Annotated in this window: 16 protein-coding genes and 1 pseudogene; 13 read left to right on the forward strand and 4 right to left on the reverse strand. The window is 44.6% G+C overall.

Going from position 1 to position 18,629, the window contains the following annotated elements; all coding sequences use genetic code 11:
• Nucleotides 1-307: 307 nt before the first annotated feature.
• From KSP24_RS11950 to KSP24_RS11955, 3 genes are all read left to right on the forward strand, one after another.
• Entirely contained in the window at nt 308-463 is a 156-nt protein-coding gene (locus tag KSP24_RS11950; protein WP_013370850.1) for a hypothetical protein, read from the forward strand.
• 173 nt (nt 464-636) lie between these two features.
• The gene (locus KSP24_RS25240; protein WP_254207764.1) at nt 637-813 is read left to right on the forward strand and encodes a hypothetical protein; all 177 of its coding nucleotides are present in this window, start codon (nt 637-639) and stop codon (nt 811-813) included.
• On the forward strand, nt 794-1,144 hold the full coding sequence (locus KSP24_RS11955) for a hypothetical protein (protein WP_254207765.1): 351 nt from the start codon (nt 794-796) through the stop codon (nt 1,142-1,144). The genes KSP24_RS25240 and KSP24_RS11955 overlap by 20 nt, the downstream gene beginning before the upstream one ends.
• A 137-nt stretch (nt 1,145-1,281) precedes the next feature.
• Here KSP24_RS11955 and KSP24_RS11960 read toward each other — a convergent pair whose 3' ends face one another.
• Nucleotides 1,282-1,908 (reverse strand): FMN-dependent NADH-azoreductase, encoded by a 627-nt coding sequence (locus tag KSP24_RS11960; protein ID WP_016821060.1) that lies wholly within the window; start codon nt 1,906-1,908, stop codon nt 1,282-1,284.
• A gap of 240 nt (nt 1,909-2,148) precedes the next feature.
• Here KSP24_RS11960 and murI point away from each other — a divergent pair, with 240 nt between their 5' ends.
• The 6 genes and pseudogenes from murI to KSP24_RS11990 all read left to right on the forward strand — a co-directional run bounded on the left by murI (nt 2,149) and on the right by KSP24_RS11990 (nt 7,652).
• Nucleotides 2,149-3,003 carry a glutamate racemase gene (gene murI / locus KSP24_RS11965; RefSeq protein WP_216975191.1) on the forward strand — a complete coding sequence of 285 codons (855 nt, stop codon included), beginning with the start codon at nt 2,149-2,151 and terminating at the stop codon, nt 3,001-3,003.
• 91 nt (nt 3,004-3,094) lie between these two features.
• Nucleotides 3,095-3,946, forward strand: a complete 852-nt coding sequence (locus KSP24_RS11970) for an aminoglycoside phosphotransferase family protein (protein ID WP_216975192.1) — start codon at nt 3,095-3,097, stop codon at nt 3,944-3,946.
• A 14-nt stretch (nt 3,947-3,960) separates the two neighbouring features.
• Nucleotides 3,961-4,383: a metallothiol transferase FosB gene (gene fosB / locus KSP24_RS11975; protein ID WP_129549137.1), complete on the forward strand. Its 423-nt coding sequence runs from the start codon at nt 3,961-3,963 to the stop codon at nt 4,381-4,383.
• Between the two features lie 67 nt (nt 4,384-4,450).
• Nucleotides 4,451-5,845 (forward strand): MATE family efflux transporter, encoded by a 1,395-nt coding sequence (locus tag KSP24_RS11980; RefSeq protein WP_013370856.1) that lies wholly within the window; start codon nt 4,451-4,453, stop codon nt 5,843-5,845.
• A gap of 195 nt (nt 5,846-6,040) precedes the next feature.
• On the forward strand, nt 6,041-7,021 hold the full coding sequence (locus KSP24_RS11985; protein ID WP_216975193.1) for a S8 family peptidase: 981 nt from the start codon (nt 6,041-6,043) through the stop codon (nt 7,019-7,021).
• A gap of 149 nt (nt 7,022-7,170) precedes the next feature.
• Nucleotides 7,171-7,652: pseudogene (locus KSP24_RS11990) on the forward strand (tetratricopeptide repeat protein).
• Nucleotides 7,653-7,806: 154 nt separating this feature from the next.
• Here KSP24_RS11990 and budA read toward each other — a convergent pair.
• Nucleotides 7,807-8,553, reverse strand: a complete 747-nt coding sequence (gene budA / locus KSP24_RS11995; protein ID WP_013370859.1) for an acetolactate decarboxylase — start codon at nt 8,551-8,553, stop codon at nt 7,807-7,809.
• A 163-nt stretch (nt 8,554-8,716) separates the two neighbouring features.
• Nucleotides 8,717-10,420, reverse strand: a complete 1,704-nt coding sequence (gene alsS, locus KSP24_RS12000; protein ID WP_216975194.1) for an acetolactate synthase AlsS — start codon at nt 10,418-10,420, stop codon at nt 8,717-8,719.
• Nucleotides 10,421-10,940: 520 nt separating this feature from the next.
• Between alsS and uxaC the strand changes: the two genes are divergently transcribed.
• The 3 genes from uxaC (at nt 10,941) to KSP24_RS12015 (ending at nt 15,009) form a co-directional block, all read left to right on the forward strand.
• Nucleotides 10,941-12,365, forward strand: a complete 1,425-nt coding sequence (gene uxaC / locus KSP24_RS12005) for a glucuronate isomerase (protein ID WP_216975195.1) — start codon at nt 10,941-10,943, stop codon at nt 12,363-12,365.
• Between the two features lie 151 nt (nt 12,366-12,516).
• Complete coding sequence (locus KSP24_RS12010; RefSeq protein ID WP_013370862.1) at nt 12,517-13,917, forward strand: glycoside-pentoside-hexuronide (GPH):cation symporter; 1,401 nt, start codon at nt 12,517-12,519, stop codon at nt 13,915-13,917.
• 87 nt (nt 13,918-14,004) lie between these two features.
• Nucleotides 14,005-15,009, forward strand: coding sequence for a LacI family DNA-binding transcriptional regulator (locus tag KSP24_RS12015; protein ID WP_025679019.1), 1,005 nt, complete (start codon nt 14,005-14,007; stop codon nt 15,007-15,009).
• Between the two features lie 87 nt (nt 15,010-15,096).
• Here the strand turns inward: KSP24_RS12015 and poxB are convergent, their stop codons facing one another.
• Complete coding sequence (gene poxB, locus KSP24_RS12020; RefSeq protein WP_064963276.1) at nt 15,097-16,821, reverse strand: ubiquinone-dependent pyruvate dehydrogenase; 1,725 nt, start codon at nt 16,819-16,821, stop codon at nt 15,097-15,099.
• 314 nt (nt 16,822-17,135) lie between these two features.
• Between poxB and KSP24_RS12025 the strand changes: the two genes are divergently transcribed.
• Complete coding sequence (locus tag KSP24_RS12025) at nt 17,136-18,629, forward strand: tagaturonate reductase (RefSeq protein WP_216975196.1); 1,494 nt, start codon at nt 17,136-17,138, stop codon at nt 18,627-18,629.

Genomic DNA, 18,629 nt, shown 5'->3' on the forward strand with positions numbered 1-18,629 from the left:
ATTTCGGTAAGAAAAGGGTACATATGTTATAAGCAGAACAGTTATCCCATTTGTAAATTTAGGACAGGCACTGTGACTCCATATAGAAGTTGGATATTTTATATGAAAATTTACATTTTAGCCTGAGCATCGGTACTAGTTTGCTAGATGGTTGTTGTTTTGAGACAAACTTATGAAAAATGAGGATGACAAGGATAATCTGAGTACGAAGCGGACAGATGGGTTTGGAGCAGCGATCGGAGAAACCATCTATTTGCGCAGTGGGCTACAAACATTGCACGTATTCTAAAAAGAGAGAGGGATTCAAATGAAAATAATCATTACACAAAAGGAAGCTGCCGACAAAGGAATCTGGACAGAGATTATGGGGATGTTTGCTGTAACCAAAGAGGACGAGGTATGGCAAAATGAAGAGTTTATTCTCACCGAGGAACAGGCACGTCAGGTGGGATTACTAAAATAACAAAGGTAAATAGGACATGTCATCAAGTTTTAAGACCAAGTCTTAAAAAATCGTAACTTATTTTTTATGTATCTGATACACTTTTTAACCGTTCAAAGTTTATGATAGGTACACAAGGGTAATGAAGCTTACAGACACCGTGTACATACCCAAACGGCAAGGAGAGATCAGACATGATGAAATTAGCTTCGAAATGGACCGTATTGACTTTGATGATGATGCTGATTACAACGGCAGGGGCAACAGCGCAAGGCTACACACCTGTAGCAGCTGCTGAAAATCAGGAGACCGTATATAAACCAAATGGACATTCGCGATGGACAAATTTATTTGTCAGCAGATCCGATTGAATGGTACGAAGGCGCAGCAGCAGACAAAGCATTTGTGGAGCATGAAGGAAATACAGGATTGGACGGAGCGCCGGATGGCTACTACATCGTAAACAATTCCGTGCAAAATGACGTGTATCAGGTTGCACCAGATGCTTCGGTAGAGGTGCAGATTTATGATCACACAGGGAATATAGAAGATACAGACGTGCAATGGAACGAATCCATTCCTTTGGCACAATTTGAGAAGGATTTTGCCAAAAAGGATGTTCTGGACCTCAGCCAATTTCCATACCATGTTACGCTTCGTGACGGTAAGGTTGTAAAAATCGTGCAGCAGTTCATTCCTTAAACAATAAGCTTATACAGACACGTACTTCTTACTTGATCACAGATCAGGGAAGTACGTGTTTTTTATATTTTGTAACAAAAAAAGAGGATATCCATCCCATAAAGGGTGCGGATATCCTCTTCTCTTCATATATATAATTAGAACGATTTTGCTGCGTCTACTGCACGTTGTACGGCAGAAGCAACGATCTCTTGTGCTTGGTCAGGAGCTTGGTTATGTCCTTCCAGTACAACCTTCACGATGTCTTTTACGCCGAAGAAGGTTAAGATGTTACTCATGAAGTTCAAAGACATTTCAGCAGCAGCAGCAGGCCCTTCGGAATAAACGCCACCTCTTGCATTCAACAGGGCTACTTTAGTGTCAGTTACAAGACCTACAGGACCTTCAGCAGTGTATTTGAATGTTTTACCAGCTTGGTTCAGGTAGTCAATGTATGTGTGCAGTACAGCTGGAATAGTCATATTCCAGAGTGGGAAAGCAAATACGACTTTGTCTGCTGCCAAGAATTGATCCAGGTAACCATTAGCGATGTTTGCCAGGCGAGCTTCTTCTGCATTCAGCTCCATGCCTCTTGCGGATTTGAACGTACCGTTGATCATGTTAGCGTTCAGATAAGGAAGTTCGACGGAGAACAGGTCCAGCTCAGTGATTTCATCAGATGGGTGAGAAGACTTGTAGCTTTCCACGAATGCGTTATACAATTTAACTGTTGCGGATTCTTCAGCTGTACGATCATTAGCTTTGACAAATAATACTTTAGACATGATTTTATTTCCCCCTAAGTAAGTTGAATAAGTAAGTTTAGTTAGTAAGTTACCACGTAATATTACAATATAAAGATAATATCTGTCAACACTTCTATATTAAATTTACTTTGGACAGCTACTTTATTTTTTACACTGTAAAATTTGCGTGTTTCTTTTGCAAAATATCATTTTTGCGGTAAAATTTAAATGTAAAGTCTAATGAAGAGAATGCTTGGATAGGCGAAGAAGGAAATGAACATGGTGCCAGCAAGATATAACACCATAGTTGAACGAAAAAAGGTGAGTAGCTTGAAGATAGGTTTTTTTGATTCGGGATTGGGTGGAATTACAGTATTGTCTGAGGCGCTAAGACGCTTGCCAAACGAAAATTTTGTTTACATGGCGGATACGCTTCATGTTCCTTACGGAACGAAAACACCCCAAGAGGTGCTTGGTTATGTCAAGGCTTCGGTACAAACGATTCTAAAAGAGGATATTAAGGCATTGGTGATTGCCTGCAATACGGCTACAAGTATCGCGGTGGCAGAGCTAAGGAAGGAATATAAATTTCCGATTATCGGAATGGAACCAGCAGTGAAACCAGCGGTCGAGATGAACCGTGCCAATGGTAAAAGAGTTCTGGTGCTGGCGACACCGTTGACTTTAAAACAATCTGGTTATGCAGCACTGGTATCCAGAGTTGACGATCATGGAAGTGTGGACTCACTGCCTTTGCCGGAGCTAGTACAATATTGCGAACAGTTGAATTTTGACCGAACAGAATTGTTCAATTATTTTAACCATAAGCTGTCTTCGTTTAACCTAGATATTTATGGTACGGTCGTATTGGGATGTACACATTATCCATTCTATAAGGAAATTTTGAGAGAACTGCTGCCTTCTCATATTCAGCTCATTGATGGGAGCCACGGAACGGTCAAACGCTTGAAACAGGTGCTGTCCGAGCGTAATTTGCTGGCATCCCCGGTAAAAGTGGGTCAACCGCAGGACGGACACGTCACTTTTCTATGTACCAGTCAGGATGAGACCTATGTCCAGAAGATGGAGCGGGCGCTTGAAATCTATGCGGAGCATGAAAAAATCTATTTTTAGGGAAAGAACGGCTGGCGAACAGGTGGGCTAGATCAGCAATCTGAAGCGCCAGCCGCATTATTTATGGATCAGATGTATAGGGAGGTTTTACATGGACATTCAACTCATCCTGAATGAGCTTTATGAAGCAGGCGTGCTTGAAAGCCGTATGCAAAATCTCAAACCGCTGACTGGCGGAACTTCGAGTGAAGTGGTTGTTGTTATGGACGGTACCAGACCACGATATGTAATTAAACAAAATGATCCCGCGATTGTAAAAGCCGAGGCAGAATTTTTACTTACCTATGCACAGATTGAGAAGCTATCTCGAGTGATTTATGTAGATTCCCTACATCGTTATTTGGTATATGCGTTCAAGCCAGGATTCACTAGGCAATATAGTGAAGGAAATAAGGGTGATTTGCTGCTCAGTCTGGCGACAGAAGTCATTGCACACTACAAATCCCTTGGAGAAGAACGCGAGTATGGTCATTCGGATCATCCGTTTGTGGAATGGAGAGATTTTCTGCTTCACAGAACAAAAGAATCCGAAAAGATTATACAAGACGTTTTACCCCCAGAGAATCATCGGTTCGTCCATACTTTTGTGGCCGGATCGCCGCAACGGAATCTTAAATATTTGCTTCATGGCGATTTCGGAGTACATAATTTTGTGTTTGCAGAAAATGGTACATTGACAGGTATTATTGATCCTGATCCAGTAGTGGGAGAGCCTCTGTATGATTTGATATACGCCTTTTGTTCTTCACCGGATAGGCTGACCGTCGATACCATTTTGCCAGCGGTAGAGATGCTTAGGCCAGAGATGACAGGGGAATATGAGCTGAACAGGGAAGTGCTACAGGGATTATACTTTCGGATAGCTACCTGCATTCGCCATCATCCGGGAGATTTAGGCCAATATACAGAAGCGTGGAACTACTGGCTGAACAGGGTTCACTGAAAGGAATAGAAAGCATGAATATACAAGGATGGAATCACATTTGCTTTTCAGTGTCTAATTTGGAGAAGTCTATACAATTCTATCAGAATGTACTGGATGGAAAACTACTCGTTAAAGGACGTAAGCTGGCTTATCTGGATTGTCTAGGAATGTGGTTGGCTCTCAATCTGGAAGAGGATATTCCGAGAAATGAAATTCATCATTCCTACACGCATATTGCATTTTCGGTAGCGGAAGCGGATTTTGAAAGTATGCTTAACAAGCTGAGAACACTTAATGTCACCATTTTGCCTGGACGGGAGCGGAATGAACAGGATAAAAGATCAGTCTATTTTACAGATCCAGATGGACATAAGTTCGAATTCCACACAGGACAATTGCAGGATCGCTTGGAATATTATAAAAATGCTAAAAAACATATGACTTTTTATGAATGAGTAAGCGTTATCAAAAAATGATGAGCAAATTTTGATTTTACATACGGGAGCGGAGGAATACAGAAGTATGTCATTGTCGCAGGAAAGTGGCTCCAAGCAAGCGCAGGCCGTCAAAACGATGACGGTTTTCGCAATTACTTGGCCGATCTTCATAGAAATGCTGTTTCATATTTTGATGGGTAGCGTGGATACATTCATGCTGAGCCATGTTTCAGATGAGGTTGTATCGGCTGTCGGTGTATCCAGACAGTTGATTGAATTTACGATTATACTCTTCAATCTGCTTGGTCTTGGAGTAGGTGTGATCATTGCTCAGTTATTGGGTGCGCAAAAGCATGTGGATGCAAGCCGTGTTACCGCATCGGCACTAACCTTTAATCTGGTATTTGGCCTGGCGCTAAGTTTGATGTTTATCGTAAGCCGGGATTTTTTATTATCCTTCTACCATATTACTCCGACAATCAAGGAAAATGCAGAAATCTATATGATGCTGGCAGGGGGTTCGCTGTTTCTGGAAGCCCTTATGCTAACCGCAGGACCGGTCATTCGCTCGCATGGTTTTACCAAAGATACGATGATCGTAGGCATCGGCATGAATATATTGCATGTTGTGGGGAATGCATTGCTCATATACGGCTGGTTTGGTCTGCCGCAAATGGGAGTGGCGGGAGCAGCGATTTCAACGGTTATTAGCCGCGTCGTAGCATGTGTGTGGATTTTTATCCTGCTGTACAAACGTGTAAGTGCGCCCATTCGTATCCAATATTATGTACAGCTTCAATGGAGCAAGCTGGTGGCGATCCTCAAAATTGGTATTCCTGCCGGGCTGGAATGGCTTTCTTATCAGCTTAGTCAAATGATGGTGACCCGATTTGTCAGCTTTATGGGTACAACAGCGATTGCAACTCACTTCTATACGAATACGATTGTGTATTTTTTTATGGTATTTGGAATGGCCGTCGGCGAGGGAACCGAAATTATTGTGGCTCGCCTGATTGGAGCTGGAGACAAGGAAAAAGCATATCATCAACTTTTACGTAGCCTGAAATGGTCACTAGTCATTACGATTGCTGTGATCGTGGCTGTATCCTTTTTCCGATATGAAGTGATGGCAATCTTTACGGATGAGCCAGCGATCATTCAATTAGGGGCAGCGATTTTGTTGTTCTGTATATTGCTAGAGCCGGGCCGTGTGTTTAACCACGTGGTCATTAACTCCTTGCGAGCAGCAGGAGATGTTCAGTTCCCGTTAATGATGGCCATCATTTCAATGTGGGGGATTAAAATCCCGTTAGCATATGTGCTAGGCATTCATATGGGATATGGTGTGCTGGGTGTGTGGATTGCACATGCATGCGATGAATGGGTACGAGGTATTTTTCACTATTTACGCTGGAAAGGCCGGAAATGGCAACACAAATCGCTGTTATCTAAGGCTGAGTTACAAGCGGAATCAGCATAAAGGTCATAGAGATACTAGAGCAGACATTTTCCGATTGAATTGGTTGATGTCTGTATTTTTTTTGCAAAAATAAGAAAATTGAGATGTTCAAACTTTTCAAAAATTGCTAGAATATAGTAACCTCGAACACAGTAGAGGTTTTCAAAGTTTCAAAGACGGATGGTTTCCGATTGAATCCATGAAGGAGGGAATAAGATGGAACGTAAAGTGCATATCATTCCTTACCAAGTGATCAAGCAGGAGCAACAAGTGAATGAAATACCGCGAGGGGTGGAGCTCATCCAGGCTCCTGCGGTATGGAACCAGACTCGAGGCCGAGGAGTAAAGGTAGCGGTGCTGGACACGGGCTGTGATTCGGACCATCCGGATCTGAAGGCACGCATTATTGGTGGCCGCAATTTCACGGATGATGATGAAGGTGATCCGGAAATTTTCAAGGATTACAACGGTCACGGTACACATGTGGCAGGAACCATTGCGGCAACGGAAAATGAGGATGGTGTCGTAGGTGTCGCCCCGGAGGCGGATTTGCTCATCATCAAAGTGCTAAACAAGCAGGGTTCCGGTCAATATGAATGGATTATCCAAGGTATCTATTATGCGATTGAGCAAAAGGCAGACATCATCTCGATGTCGCTTGGCGGCCCTGAGGATGTGCCTGAACTTCATGAAGCAATAAAAAAGGCTGTAGCCAGCCAAATCCTGGTCATCTGTGCAGCTGGAAATGAAGGAGGCGGTGACGATAGAACGGACGAGCTCGGCTACCCCGGCTGCTACAATGAAGTAATCAGCGTAGGTGCTATCAACTTTGACAGACATGCCTCAGAATTCAGTAATTCTAATAATGAGGTGGATTTGGTTGCACCAGGAGAAGATATTTTGTCCACCGTTCCGGGCGGAAAATATGCGACCTTTAGCGGAACTTCGATGGCTACTCCGCACGTAGCAGGTGCATTGGCGTTGATTAAACAGCTGGCAAATGCAAGCTTTGAGCGTGAACTCACCGAACCGGAATTATACGCCCAACTCATCAAACGCACGATTCCACTCGGCAATTCTCCTAAGCTGGAGGGCAACGGACTGCTGTACTTGACAGCAGTGGAGGAGCTTTCCCGTATTTTCGACACGCAACGCGTAGCGGGAATATTGAGTACAGAATCGTTGAAGGTTAAATAAGTCGTAACCACGGATTATAGCGACTCTCCTAAGCGGAGAGTCTTTTTGTGCGCTTCATATATTTGGCACACCTCCATTTACATCGCGTTCATATGTCGGGTAACATGTATTTTAAGGAAATAGTATAGAATAAAAAGTGGGGAATTAGCATGGATCATATGATTGAAAAAGCCAGCCAGCTAAGACATAACAGGCCAAGGAAGCGCGTAAGCTTCTATTAGAGGCGCTGGAGCAGGAGCCTAAAGATGCGGAGCTATGGTATCAGACAGCCTGGACGCATGACTCATTGGGCTTGGAGAGGGAGGCGGTTCCCTTTTATGAAAAAAGTCTAGGTATGGCACTATCCGCAGAATCCAGGAGAGGAGCCATCCTGGGATTAAGCAGTACATATCGTGTACTGGGAGAATACCACAAAGCCAAAGCGTGGCTGGAAACCGGGATAAACGAATTTTCGGACTACAGACCGTTTCGGGTATTTTACGCTATGGTGTTATATAATCTGGGAGAATACGGGAAGGCCATGGAGGGGCTGCTCATGGAGTTAGCTGAAACGACCGCTGACATATCCATACAGGAGTACTCCCGTGCAATTCAATATTATGCTGATAAGTTGGACCAGATCGAGGAATAAGTAGGCCGGAGCGAGGGCATAAGTGCATTGTGTATATGCGTTTCCTACATAAAAAAATCACAGTCAGAGAGCATGAAGCCTCTTTATCTGACTGTGATCGTTTGCTTATTTATTGTCTAGCTATAGGACCGTATCTGGATGAGCTATGCTGCGGTTACTGCGCACCTTCAGTAACAGCGATTTCTTTCTCCAGATTTTCTCTGGACAGGTTGGCGGTCAAGTAATCCGGTGTATCGGGTAGCACAAGATGTAGATTGGATTTTTGGCAAATGCGAATTGTGCACTTGTCGACAACAAAATCAAAAACATGCCCGCCTCCAGTGCGTTCATCATTAATAAAATGGAGATGAAATCCGGCTACTCCAATCCCTTGGGCATAAGCAGGGGTCCAAAAGCCTGTGATCACGCCGGAAGCGTCATTAAAAGTAAAGGTAGGCTGCGACTTGGTTGCTTCGATAAAAGGTTTGTAAGGCTTCACTTGATGAGGCACGGTACGTGTCTTTACTTCACGAAAAGTGCCATCCATACGGAATGCATAGAACAGATTCCGGCTTGGAAACAGCTTTAGCAGCAGAGCTTCCAGCTCTTCACGGTGCATGGGATGATCAACAGTATATGTGAAATCTTCGCGGAAAAAGGTGACGGTGGAAAACGGAGTGGTTTCTTCCGGTTTTACGCGATGGGCCGTACCGTCTGGAAGCAAGTGATAAAATTCACCATCGAACGCGATCATCTCGCCATTCAGTTGATCAAAGGTACCGAGTCCAAAATCCCCGTGCTTTTGCAGCTCCTCAAAGGCAACAACTCCGTCATAAAGACCATCTAATAAAGCAAGCATGGTGGACGTTTGGTAAATATCATGATCAGTTTCTTGCTTGGTTTCCAGTTCTGCAACGGTCATGGCAATACACTTCCTTATTATAATTGTATGCATTTATTTTTGTTCTTTTTCAATAATAAACGTAAAATTTCAGTAAATAACATAAATAACTCAAAAAAATCATTAAAAAAACCTCAAACTTCCTAATTGTCACAAAGCCGCCACGAGTGATCCGTAGTCAAGACTAGTTTAATTGGTTTGGCAGCAGCTTGCGTCCCAATTGGACATTATCCTGATAGTCAATCGGGATATCAACGACCACAGGACCATCCGTAAGAAGTGCCTGCTGCAATACGCTTTCCAGTTCTTCAGGAGAGTGCACGCGTAATCCGGTAGCCCCAAAACTTTCTGCATATTTGACAACATCGACATCTCCAAATTTTACGCCAGACGTTCTACCGTATTTAATCTGCTGTTGAAAGGCAACCATGTCATAGGTACCATCTCTCCATACGATATGCACAAGCGGAGAGTTAAGGCGTACAGCGGTTTCCAGCTCCATGGATGAAAAAAGGAAACCTCCGTCTCCAGAAATAGAAACGACTTTTTGACCAGGGTTGACGAGTGTAGCAGCAATCCCCCAAGGCAGTGCTACGCCCAATGTCTGCATTCCGTTGCTGAATAGCAGGCGCCGCGGTTCATACGAACGGAAATAACGTGCCATCCAAATGTAGTGTGAACCGACATCACAGGTGACTGTGACGTTATCATCAATCAGGCTGCGAAGTGTGCGAATAAATTCCAATGGATGAATCAGAAAATCATGCTTGTGGGCTGGAACAGCTGCTTGCTCGTTCAGATCATGGCGTAGACGATTCAATTGGTCGCAGGAGGATTTAGGTAGCTTTAAGGTAGGTAACTCTTCTGCGAGGCCACTCACAATCAGGCCTATGTTCCCGATTAATTCGTAGTCTGGTTGATAATCATGATCAATATCGGCTTGATGGTCATCCAGATGAATGAGTGTTCGGTTTGCCGGAATGTTCCAGTTTTTTGGGTCGTATTCGATAGGATCATAGCCAATCGTCAGTACCAAATCTGCGGCTCCAAGAAGCATATCACCCGGTTGGTTTTGGAACAGCCCCACTCTTCCAAAATAGTGGTCTTCCAGTTCACGGGAGATGGCTCCAGCGGCCTGGAAGGTTTCGACAACAGGCAGATCTGTATCTCGAATAAGAGCACGGATAGCTGCGGTGGCTTCAGGCGTGCTGGCTTTCATACCTAGAAGAAGTACAGGCAGCTTAGCTTTTCTAATTTGGTCTGCGACTTGTTTGATAAGCTCGGCAGGAGCGGTTCCAAGTTGGGGAAGGGAAACCTTCTCAATGACTGTTACTTCGGATGACGAAGTCAACACGTCCTGCGGCAGGCTGACAAATGTGGCTCCAGGCTGGGCTGAGGTCGCAATCCGAAATGCATTAGCAATTGCTTCGGGTACATTATCGGGGTGTTCTACTTCAACACTGTATTTGGTGATGGGTTCGAATAGTCCGGCATTATCCATAGATTGATGTGTGCGTTTCAAGCGTTCGGATCTTGGGACTGCACCCGCAATGGCGACGACAGGATCACTTTCTGCATTCGCGGTGACAAGTCCTGTCGCCAAGTTAGACGCGCCTGGACCTGAGGTAACAATGCATACGCCTGGTTTACCGGTTAATCGACCGACCGCCGCTGCCATAAAGGCGGCATTTTGTTCATGACGACATACGATCAATTCGGGCCCCCGATCTTGAAGAACATCAAAAACAGAATCGATTTTGGCACCTGGAATGCCAAAAATATGGGTAACCCCTTGCTTGATCAAGCAATCGACAACAAGGTCGGCTCCTTTTGTATCGGATATAGTTTTAGTTTCAACAGCTTGCACTTTTGTACTCAATGCTACCACCTCTTCTTCTTCGTCTGTGAAATAAATTAATGAAATACTTTCAATGTAAATCAATGGATGTATATTGCAATTATAATACAATAACTGGTATTTTCAAGAAAGAAATTTTCAGAAAAAAGAAGAAAATCGTATAAAACGTTTTCAAAGTTTGATTTATCGCGGAAATTAAAATTTGTGGAATTTTCTTGTGGTTTCGGTTATCGAGAAGGGTTAAGAACAGATCTCCCCAAAGGGGGGGAGATCATTTTTATCCGCTCACATGATAAAAATCACTTTCCTCTACAAAGGATAGCGGTTACAATGTAATTGTTGTTAACGTAAACATTAAATTTAAGGTGAAGTAAACCAGTATGACATGATGTACAGGTATCATTTTATAGCTGTATTGCCCTGTACAAATCATATGGATTTCTTACTGCTATGGACAATGTAATTGTTAAAAGGAAAGTAGTGTCTCGGGTATTTTTGTTAACGTTAACAAATAGCTAAGAAACATGATTATAGAAGGGATGAGAAAGTAATGACCAAAACGTTTTTAGACGAAAACTTTTTGTTGAGCAATCCAACGGCTGAAACCTTGTATCATCAGTATGCCAAGGATATGCCGATTATTGACTATCATTGTCATTTAAGTCCACAAGAAATTTATGAAAATAAAAAATTCAAGAATATTACGGAAGCTTGGTTGTACGGTGATCATTACAAGTGGAGACTTATGCGGGCCAATGGGGTCGAGGAGCGATTGATCACGGGTGATGGTGAAGATTATGACAAGTTTCTGGCTTGGGCCAAAACTGTTCCTACATTGATCGGTAACCCGCTGTACCATTGGACGCATTTGGAGCTTCAACGCTTTTTTGGTGTCTATGAGTTGCTGAATGAACAGAATGCACCTGTGATCTGGGAAAAGGTAAACCAAAAGCTGCAAGGACCAGGCTATGGGGCACGTGATTTGATTGTGAACTCAAAGGTAACTGTGGTGTGCACCACGGATGATCCGACCGACCATCTCGAATACCACAAACAAATTAGCAAGCTGACCGATTTCCCAGTAGCTGTGTTGCCAAGTTTCCGCCCCGACAAAGCTTTGGAAATTAATCGTGAAACCTTCCAGCCATGGGTGGCTCGATTGGGTGAAGTCAGCGGATTGGATGTTTCCGGGTTTGAAGGATTTTTGAATGCGATGGCAAGCCGGGTGCGCCATTTTCATGCTGCCGGAGGTCGGGTATCTGATCATGCGCTGGATACTGTAGTTTTTGAAGAAACAACACCGGAGGAAGCAGCAGCCATATTTAGCAAGGCGCTGGAGGAAGGCCATGTGACTCCTTTGGAAGAGGCGAAATATAAGTCGTACGTTCTGGTCTTCCTTGGCAAACAGTATGCAGAACACGGCTGGGCGATGCAGTACCATATTCATGCGCTGCGTAACAACAACACTGCGATGTTCCGTCGTTTGGGACCGGATACAGGCTATGATGCTGTAAATGATGGCTCCCTCGCTCGTCCACTGGCAGCATTGCTGGACGCACAGGAACTGGCAGGAGGATTGCCGAGAACCATTTTGTATTCGCTTAATTCGGTTGACTATCCAGTATTGGCAAGTCTCGCAGGCAGTTTCCAATCCGGCGGTACAGTAGGGAAAATCCAGTTTGGTACCGCATGGTGGTTTAACGACCATATCGAAGGCATGCAGGAGCAGATGAAGCTGCTGGCTAATTACGGAGTGCTGTCCCGCTTTATTGGCATGCTGACGGATTCCCGCAGCTTTCTATCATACACACGTCATGAATATTTCCGCCGTATCCTTTGCGATTTAATCGGAACGTGGGTTCAGGAAGGCAAGGCCCCTGAGGATCTGGAACTGCTCGGAGCCATGGTACAAAATATTTGCTACAATAACGCCGAGCAATATTTTAACTTCCCAACGGTTGTTCATAGTAAGTGATGCTACTCTCTAAAGTGAGACCTCACTAACTTCAGAGAAAAGGAGCTCTTGCTAGGAGCTTGTACCAAACTCCCGGCAAGAGCCATTGAAAAACAAAATAGATATCAATGAATATGTGAAAATAATTACAAGTATAGAGGAGTGTGTAGGTATGGGAGTGCCTATCGTGCAGGAGAGCGTCCAAACTGACAACAAGACAGGTGAGCATATTAGCCTGAAAGAAAAGATTTCGTATGGTATGGGTGACTTTGGAAACGGATTCATGTTTGATTTGGGGCAGCTGTATTTGCTGAAATTTTTTACGGATGTAGCAGGGGTCTCTGCTGGAGCCGCCGCAGGCATTTTCTTGGTCAGCAAACTGTTTGCCGCCGTCTGTGATCCTATTGTCGGGTCCTTTGTTGATTATCGCAAACATATCGGTACACGTGGAAAATTTAGACCTTTTCTTATCGTTGGAAGCGTTATCCTTGCAATTCTTACGATTCTTACCTTTATTTCGCCGAATATTTCACCCACAGGCAAACTCATTTACGCCTACGCGTCCTATATGATCTGGGGGATCGGCTACTCTATTGTTAATATTCCATACGGCTCGCTGGGTGCTGCCATTACGCAGGATACTCAGCAACGTGCTTCGTTGTCATCTTTCCGTCAGGCAGGATCACTAGGCGCATTATTCGTAACCAGTGTCGTGGTCATGCCGCTTATTTTATTGTTTCCTAACCATCATGTCGGCTATCCGGTGGTCATGGGGATTATGTCATTCATTGGTGTGATCGCTTTCATCATATGTTACCGTGGAACGAAAGAACGTATCATTAGCCAGTCCGGGCCAAAAGAGAAGCTATCTTTAGGCGTGATTGTGCATACCTTTACGAATAATAAACCCTTGCTGGTACTCGTTTTAATGACGATTTTCACCATTTCCGCTTACAATATCAAGTCCGCACTGTTGATCTATTTTGCCGAATATAATTTGGGGCATGTAGAATTAATGGCATATATGAATTTTATTATTATCGGTTCGTCGCTGCTGGGTGTATTATTCCTGCCCAAACTGGTACGGCGCTTTGGTAAACGAAAAACAGCCATCTTGGGAATGCTGGTTAGCGTCATAGCCGATTCCATTAACTTTTTGATGCCTTCCAACGTATATATTTTCACAATTCTTGCGAGTATTTCGTTCATTGGTATTAGTATTCCCAACGGGGTTACCTGGGCATTTGTGTCCGATATTATTGATTACGGCGAATGGTCATCCGGGGAGCGCAAGGAAGGGATTACCTATTCACTATTTAACTTTTCACGTAAATTGGCTCAATCCTTGTCTGGCTTTCTATCGGGTATTGGCCTGGCGCTTGTCGGGTATGTACCGAATGTGGTTCAATCCTCTGGAACGCTGCTTGGAATCAAAGCCTTGCTTTGTCTTTATCCGGCTGTTGCCTTGGCTTTGGCCATGCTGGTAATCGGTAAAATGTACAAGCTGACGGACAGCAGACATGCAGAAATGGTTCAAGAATTACAGCGTCGACATGCGGACAACCGCGTATAATTTGTGAAAGTCTTCTTTTCCGGGCGGCTCCTGTGGTATGGTGGGTATATAATCTTTTTAGAGCCTCTCTAAGGAAAGGATACGTATATGGCAGCTACTATTAAAGACATTGCCAAACTGGCTAATGTTTCCCATACAACCGTCTCCCGGGCGCTCAATAACAGCCCGCTGATTAAAGAAGATACGAAACGCAAAATTATGGAGTTGGCAGAGCAACTTAATTACATTCCAAATTACAATGCTAAAAGCCTGGTTCTCCAGCGCTCGCATACGATCGGCCTGTTTTTCACCAGTATTTCTGAAGGCACCAGCTCCAGTTTTTTTGCGGATACCATCCGTGGAGTTAATAACGTCATCGGGGTGGATTACAATCTGTTTGTGCGAGGAATTGACGATTACGCTGATTTTTCTGCTATTCATCGCAAGCGTTTTGATGGCATCATTCTGATGAGCCAAAGCGAAGCGGACAACCCTTTTATTTATCATGTACTAGGTCAAGGCATCCCGCTAGTTGTACTGAACCGGCAGGTGTCCGGAGCTGGGATTGTAAATGTGATTTCTAATGATAAGGAAGGCTCCTATGAAGCTGTTTCCTTTCTCATTGAAAGCGGGCATGAACGCATTGCGATCATCGAGGGGGTAGAAGGCTTCAAATCGACCCAGCAACGCCGCGAGGGTTTCATGAATGCATTAATTGATCGTGGTAAGCCAATCCGACACGAATATATCGTGCAGGGTCACTATGATACTGAAAGCGGAAGTCTGGCAATGAAGCAACTGCTTGCCTTGAAAGAACCACCGACAGCGGTGTTTTGCTCTAACGATGATATGGCTATTGGTGCGATGAATGCGGTATTTGAAAACGGCTTGAAAGTACCGGAGGATATCTCTGTCATTGGTTTTGACGATATTGGTTTCTCGATGTATACGACTCCACCATTAACGACGGTCAAAAGACCGATTGAGCAGATTAGCGAGCGCGGAGCCGCTTGCATTCTGGAACGAATTCAGTCACCGTCCAATGAGGGCGAGCTTATATTTATGGAAACCGCGCTCATGAAGCGGAAATCGACGGCAGACAGACCACGCTGAGTTTTGTTATGTAAAAGAGGCAGGAACAATGCTCAAGCACTGTTCCTGCCTCTTTTTTGTTAAAATGAGCACTGCTTCGTCATGTATTTAACGAAAGAGATTGGTTTTAGCCAGTTCAACAATCTCGTCTCCGCGTCCGTTCAGCACGGCTTTCATCATCCACAGTGTAAAGCCCTCTGCTTGCTTAAGATTAATTTTAGGTGGCATGGACAGCTCCTGACGGTTCACCACCACATCTACCACAACAGGGCCGTCATGAGCCAATGCTTGCTGAATGGCATCCTCCAGCATCGTAGGATCTTCAACCCGAATGCCCTTGAGTCCCATGGCTTGCGCTACAGCACCAAAATCAGGGTTAACCAGTTCAGTCCCGTTTTCCAGAAATCCGGCTGCTTTCATTTCCAACTCGACAAAGCCAAGAGCGCCATTGTTGAAAACAATAACTTTTACAGGCAATTGATGCTGTTTTAGGGTGAGCAGGTCGCCCATCAGCATTGTAAGTCCGCCATCGCCTGAGAGGGCAATCACCTGTCGGTCAGGCTCAGTGGCCTGCGCACCGATTGCCTGGGGCAGTGCATTTGCCATCGTACCATGATTGAAGGAACCGAGAAGTCGGCGCTGACCGTTCATTTGTAAATAACGCGCTGCCCATACTGTGGGAGTACCGACATCACAAGTGAAAATAGCATTTTCCTCGGCGGTATCACTGATAACTTTGGCGAGATATTGCGGATGGATCGGCATATGACCTGGCTTACCAACCGCCAGATCGTCCAGCTCCTGGCGTACCTTGGCATAATGAGAGACGGTTTTTTCCAAATGCCTGGAATCATGCTCTGACGTTAAATGAGGAAGCAGCATTTCCAACGTTGCTTTTACATCTCCGCATAAACCATACGTCAACGGAGCGCGTCTGCCGAGATGGGACGGCTCTATATCTACCTGTAGGACAATCGCATCTTCAGGATAAAATTGTCTATAAGGAAAGTCTGTTCCAAGCATGAGCAGAACGTCACAATCCATCAAGGCATGGTACCCGGAAGAATACCCGATCAGTCCTGTCAATCCAGCATAATAAGGGTTGTCATATTCCAGATATTCCTTGCCTCGCAGAGCGGATACCATGGGAGATTTTAGCCTGTCACATAGCTGCATAAGCAAGTCGTGAGATTGAGCACATCCAGCGCCGCATAGCAACGTAATTCGTTTACCGTTATTCAAATATTCGGCCAGCCGGGAAATTTCAGAAGCGGACGGATGGATGACAGGTGCTGTGGGGTGATAGACATGTTCAGGGGTGGGCACCTTTTCCGCTTCCAAAGCTGCTACATCACCGGGAAGAACAATGACGGAAACACCTGAACGTGAAACTGCTTCCTGAATAGCCATGGTTACTGTTCTTGGAATTTGACGCGGTGTCGTAATTACCTCACAAAAGTGACTGCATTCTCCAAAAAGATGCTCGGGGTGCGTAGCCTGAAAATATTCACTTCCGATTTCATCACTTGGAATATGAGCTGCAATAGCGAGTACAGGCACCCGATTGCGGTGGCAATCATATAAACCGTTAATCAGATGCAGATTTCCGGGGCCGCTACTACCGGCACATACGGCAATACTGCCACTAAGATCAGCATCTGCTCCGGCTGCAAAGGCAGCCACTTCTTCGTGCCTTACATGAATCCATTCAATTTGACCATTGCTGCGAATGGAATCAACCATATTATTTAATGAGTCTCCAACGATGCCATAGATCCGCTTGACCCCTGCATTGACCAAAACTTGTACAATAGTATCCGCGATTGTCTTCATAGATGCTCCTCCTGCCTAGTAAGTAGTGTTATCCTGCCCGTGCTTTCTTGCGTCTATTCTGCTGAAATGTATATATGAACAAGGTCTCGGGAGAGGGTAATAGTTAGCCTTAACCGCCTTGGAACAGGTGCGAAACAACACATGAAGGACAATATACTTGCAGATTTTTATATAAACGTATATGTTAACGTGTTCATACTATTGTCATTATTATTTTTTAAAACTAAAAATATTGATAAAACTATTTTGTTAACGTGTGCATTATGATAAAATAACGGTGAAATCATTATGGTACTAGTGGGAGGCTACTCCGGATGAAACAAGTAGATGAATTAGATCAATTAAACAGAAAAAGCTTTATCATTATAGAACCGCATCCCGAGAGGGTACTACAATTCGGGGAAGGGAACTTCCTGCGTGCTTTTGTAGACTGGCAATTTGACAAAATGAATAAGCTGGCAGAATGGAATACAGGGGTTGTGATTGTACAACCGCAGCCAGGAGGTCTTGTGGAGAAGCTTAACGTGCAGGATGGTCTTTATACGGTTATCCTTGAAGGAATTAAGGATGGGCAGGCCATGAAGGAGCATACCGTTGTGGAGTGTGTCACCCGTGGAATTAATCCTTACGGTCCGGAATTTTTGGAGTATGAAGCGTTATCCCAAAAGCCAGAGCTGCGCTTTATTGTTTCGAACACGACGGAAGCAGGAATCGCTTATGCACCTGAGGATCAATTGGAAGATCGCCCGCAAAAAAGCTTTCCAGGTAAGCTGACCGCCTTTTTGTACAAGCGCTTTCAATTTTTTGAGGGCGATCAAAGCAAGGGACTGGTCATTATTCCGTGCGAACTCATCGACCGTAATGGAGACGCTCTTAAGGAAATCGTGCTGAAATATGCGAACCAATGGGAGCTTGGGGCTGAGTTTATTGCATGGATAGAGGAAGCAAATACGTTCTGCAACAGTTTGGTGGATCGGATTGTACCTGGTTATCCCAAAGACCGGATTCATGAAATCCAAGCGGAATTGGGTTACAAGGACGATTTGGTTGTTGTGGGCGAACAGTATCATTTATGGGTTATTGAAGGGCCACAGTGGCTTAAAGAAGAATTACCTGCTCATTTGGCCGGATTGAATGTACTGATTGTCGATGATATGGCACCATATCGTACACGAAAGGTGCGCATTTTGAATGGGGCCCATACGGCGCTTACACCTGTAGCCTATTTATATGGCCTGGATACGGTAGGGCAAGCGGTCGAGCATGATGTTATGGGCGAATATATCCAGTCGTTGATTCGAGAGGAAATTATTCCGACACTGGACTCGCCAGCAGCGGAATTGAATGTATATGCCGACGATGTGATTGAACGGTTCCGTAATCCCTTTGTAAGTCATTATGTCATGAGCATCGCATTGAATTCGGTGTCCAAGTTCAAGACACGGAACTTGCCATCCTTGCTCCAGTATGTGGCACAGCACAAGGCGTTGCCTGCCAAAATCGTATTTTCGCTGGCGTCCTTACTCGTATTCTACCGGGGAGACAGAAAGGGCGAGTCGATTGCATTGGCAGACGAAGCGGAAGTATTGAGCACATTTGGCGAACTGTGGAGTACGTATGACGGAACTCTCGCCGGAGCGAAGCAATTGACTGAGCAGGTACTCAGCAAACAGACATGGTGGGGGCAAGATCTGAATCAGGTTGAAGGGCTGGCTGAACAAACAGCGCAGCATGTGTATGAAATTACAAGCAGAGGAATGAAGGAGACGCTCGATTCTCTAACCGGGAACAGCGTACCCGGAGCATAA

Origin of the sequence: Paenibacillus sp. AK121 (assembly GCF_019042715.1) — a bacterium.
GTDB classification, from domain to species: Bacteria; Bacillota; Bacilli; order Paenibacillales; family Paenibacillaceae; genus Paenibacillus; species Paenibacillus polymyxa_C.

Coding starts and splice junctions, on each gene's coding strand:
- murI (WP_216975191.1), top strand. CDS start 2,149: ATGGTGCCAGCAAGATATAACACCATAGTTGAACGAAAAAAGGTGAGT.
- poxB (WP_064963276.1), bottom strand. CDS start 16,821: ATGAAGACAATCGCGGATACTATTGTACAAGTTTTGGTCAATGCAGGG.
- KSP24_RS12010 (WP_013370862.1), top strand. CDS start 12,517: ATGGGAGTGCCTATCGTGCAGGAGAGCGTCCAAACTGACAACAAGACA.
- KSP24_RS11980 (WP_013370856.1), top strand. CDS start 4,451: ATGTCATTGTCGCAGGAAAGTGGCTCCAAGCAAGCGCAGGCCGTCAAA.
- KSP24_RS12025 (WP_216975196.1), top strand. CDS start 17,136: ATGAAACAAGTAGATGAATTAGATCAATTAAACAGAAAAAGCTTTATC.
- KSP24_RS11960 (WP_016821060.1), bottom strand. CDS start 1,908: ATGTCTAAAGTATTATTTGTCAAAGCTAATGATCGTACAGCTGAAGAA.
- KSP24_RS11985 (WP_216975193.1), top strand. CDS start 6,041: ATGGAACGTAAAGTGCATATCATTCCTTACCAAGTGATCAAGCAGGAG.
- KSP24_RS11970 (WP_216975192.1), top strand. CDS start 3,095: ATGGACATTCAACTCATCCTGAATGAGCTTTATGAAGCAGGCGTGCTT.
- budA (WP_013370859.1), bottom strand. CDS start 8,553: ATGACCGTTGCAGAACTGGAAACCAAGCAAGAAACTGATCATGATATT.
- KSP24_RS11950 (WP_013370850.1), top strand. CDS start 308: ATGAAAATAATCATTACACAAAAGGAAGCTGCCGACAAAGGAATCTGG.
- fosB (WP_129549137.1), top strand. CDS start 3,961: ATGAATATACAAGGATGGAATCACATTTGCTTTTCAGTGTCTAATTTG.
- uxaC (WP_216975195.1), top strand. CDS start 10,941: ATGACCAAAACGTTTTTAGACGAAAACTTTTTGTTGAGCAATCCAACG.
- KSP24_RS12015 (WP_025679019.1), top strand. CDS start 14,005: ATGGCAGCTACTATTAAAGACATTGCCAAACTGGCTAATGTTTCCCAT.
- KSP24_RS25240 (WP_254207764.1), top strand. CDS start 637: ATGATGAAATTAGCTTCGAAATGGACCGTATTGACTTTGATGATGATG.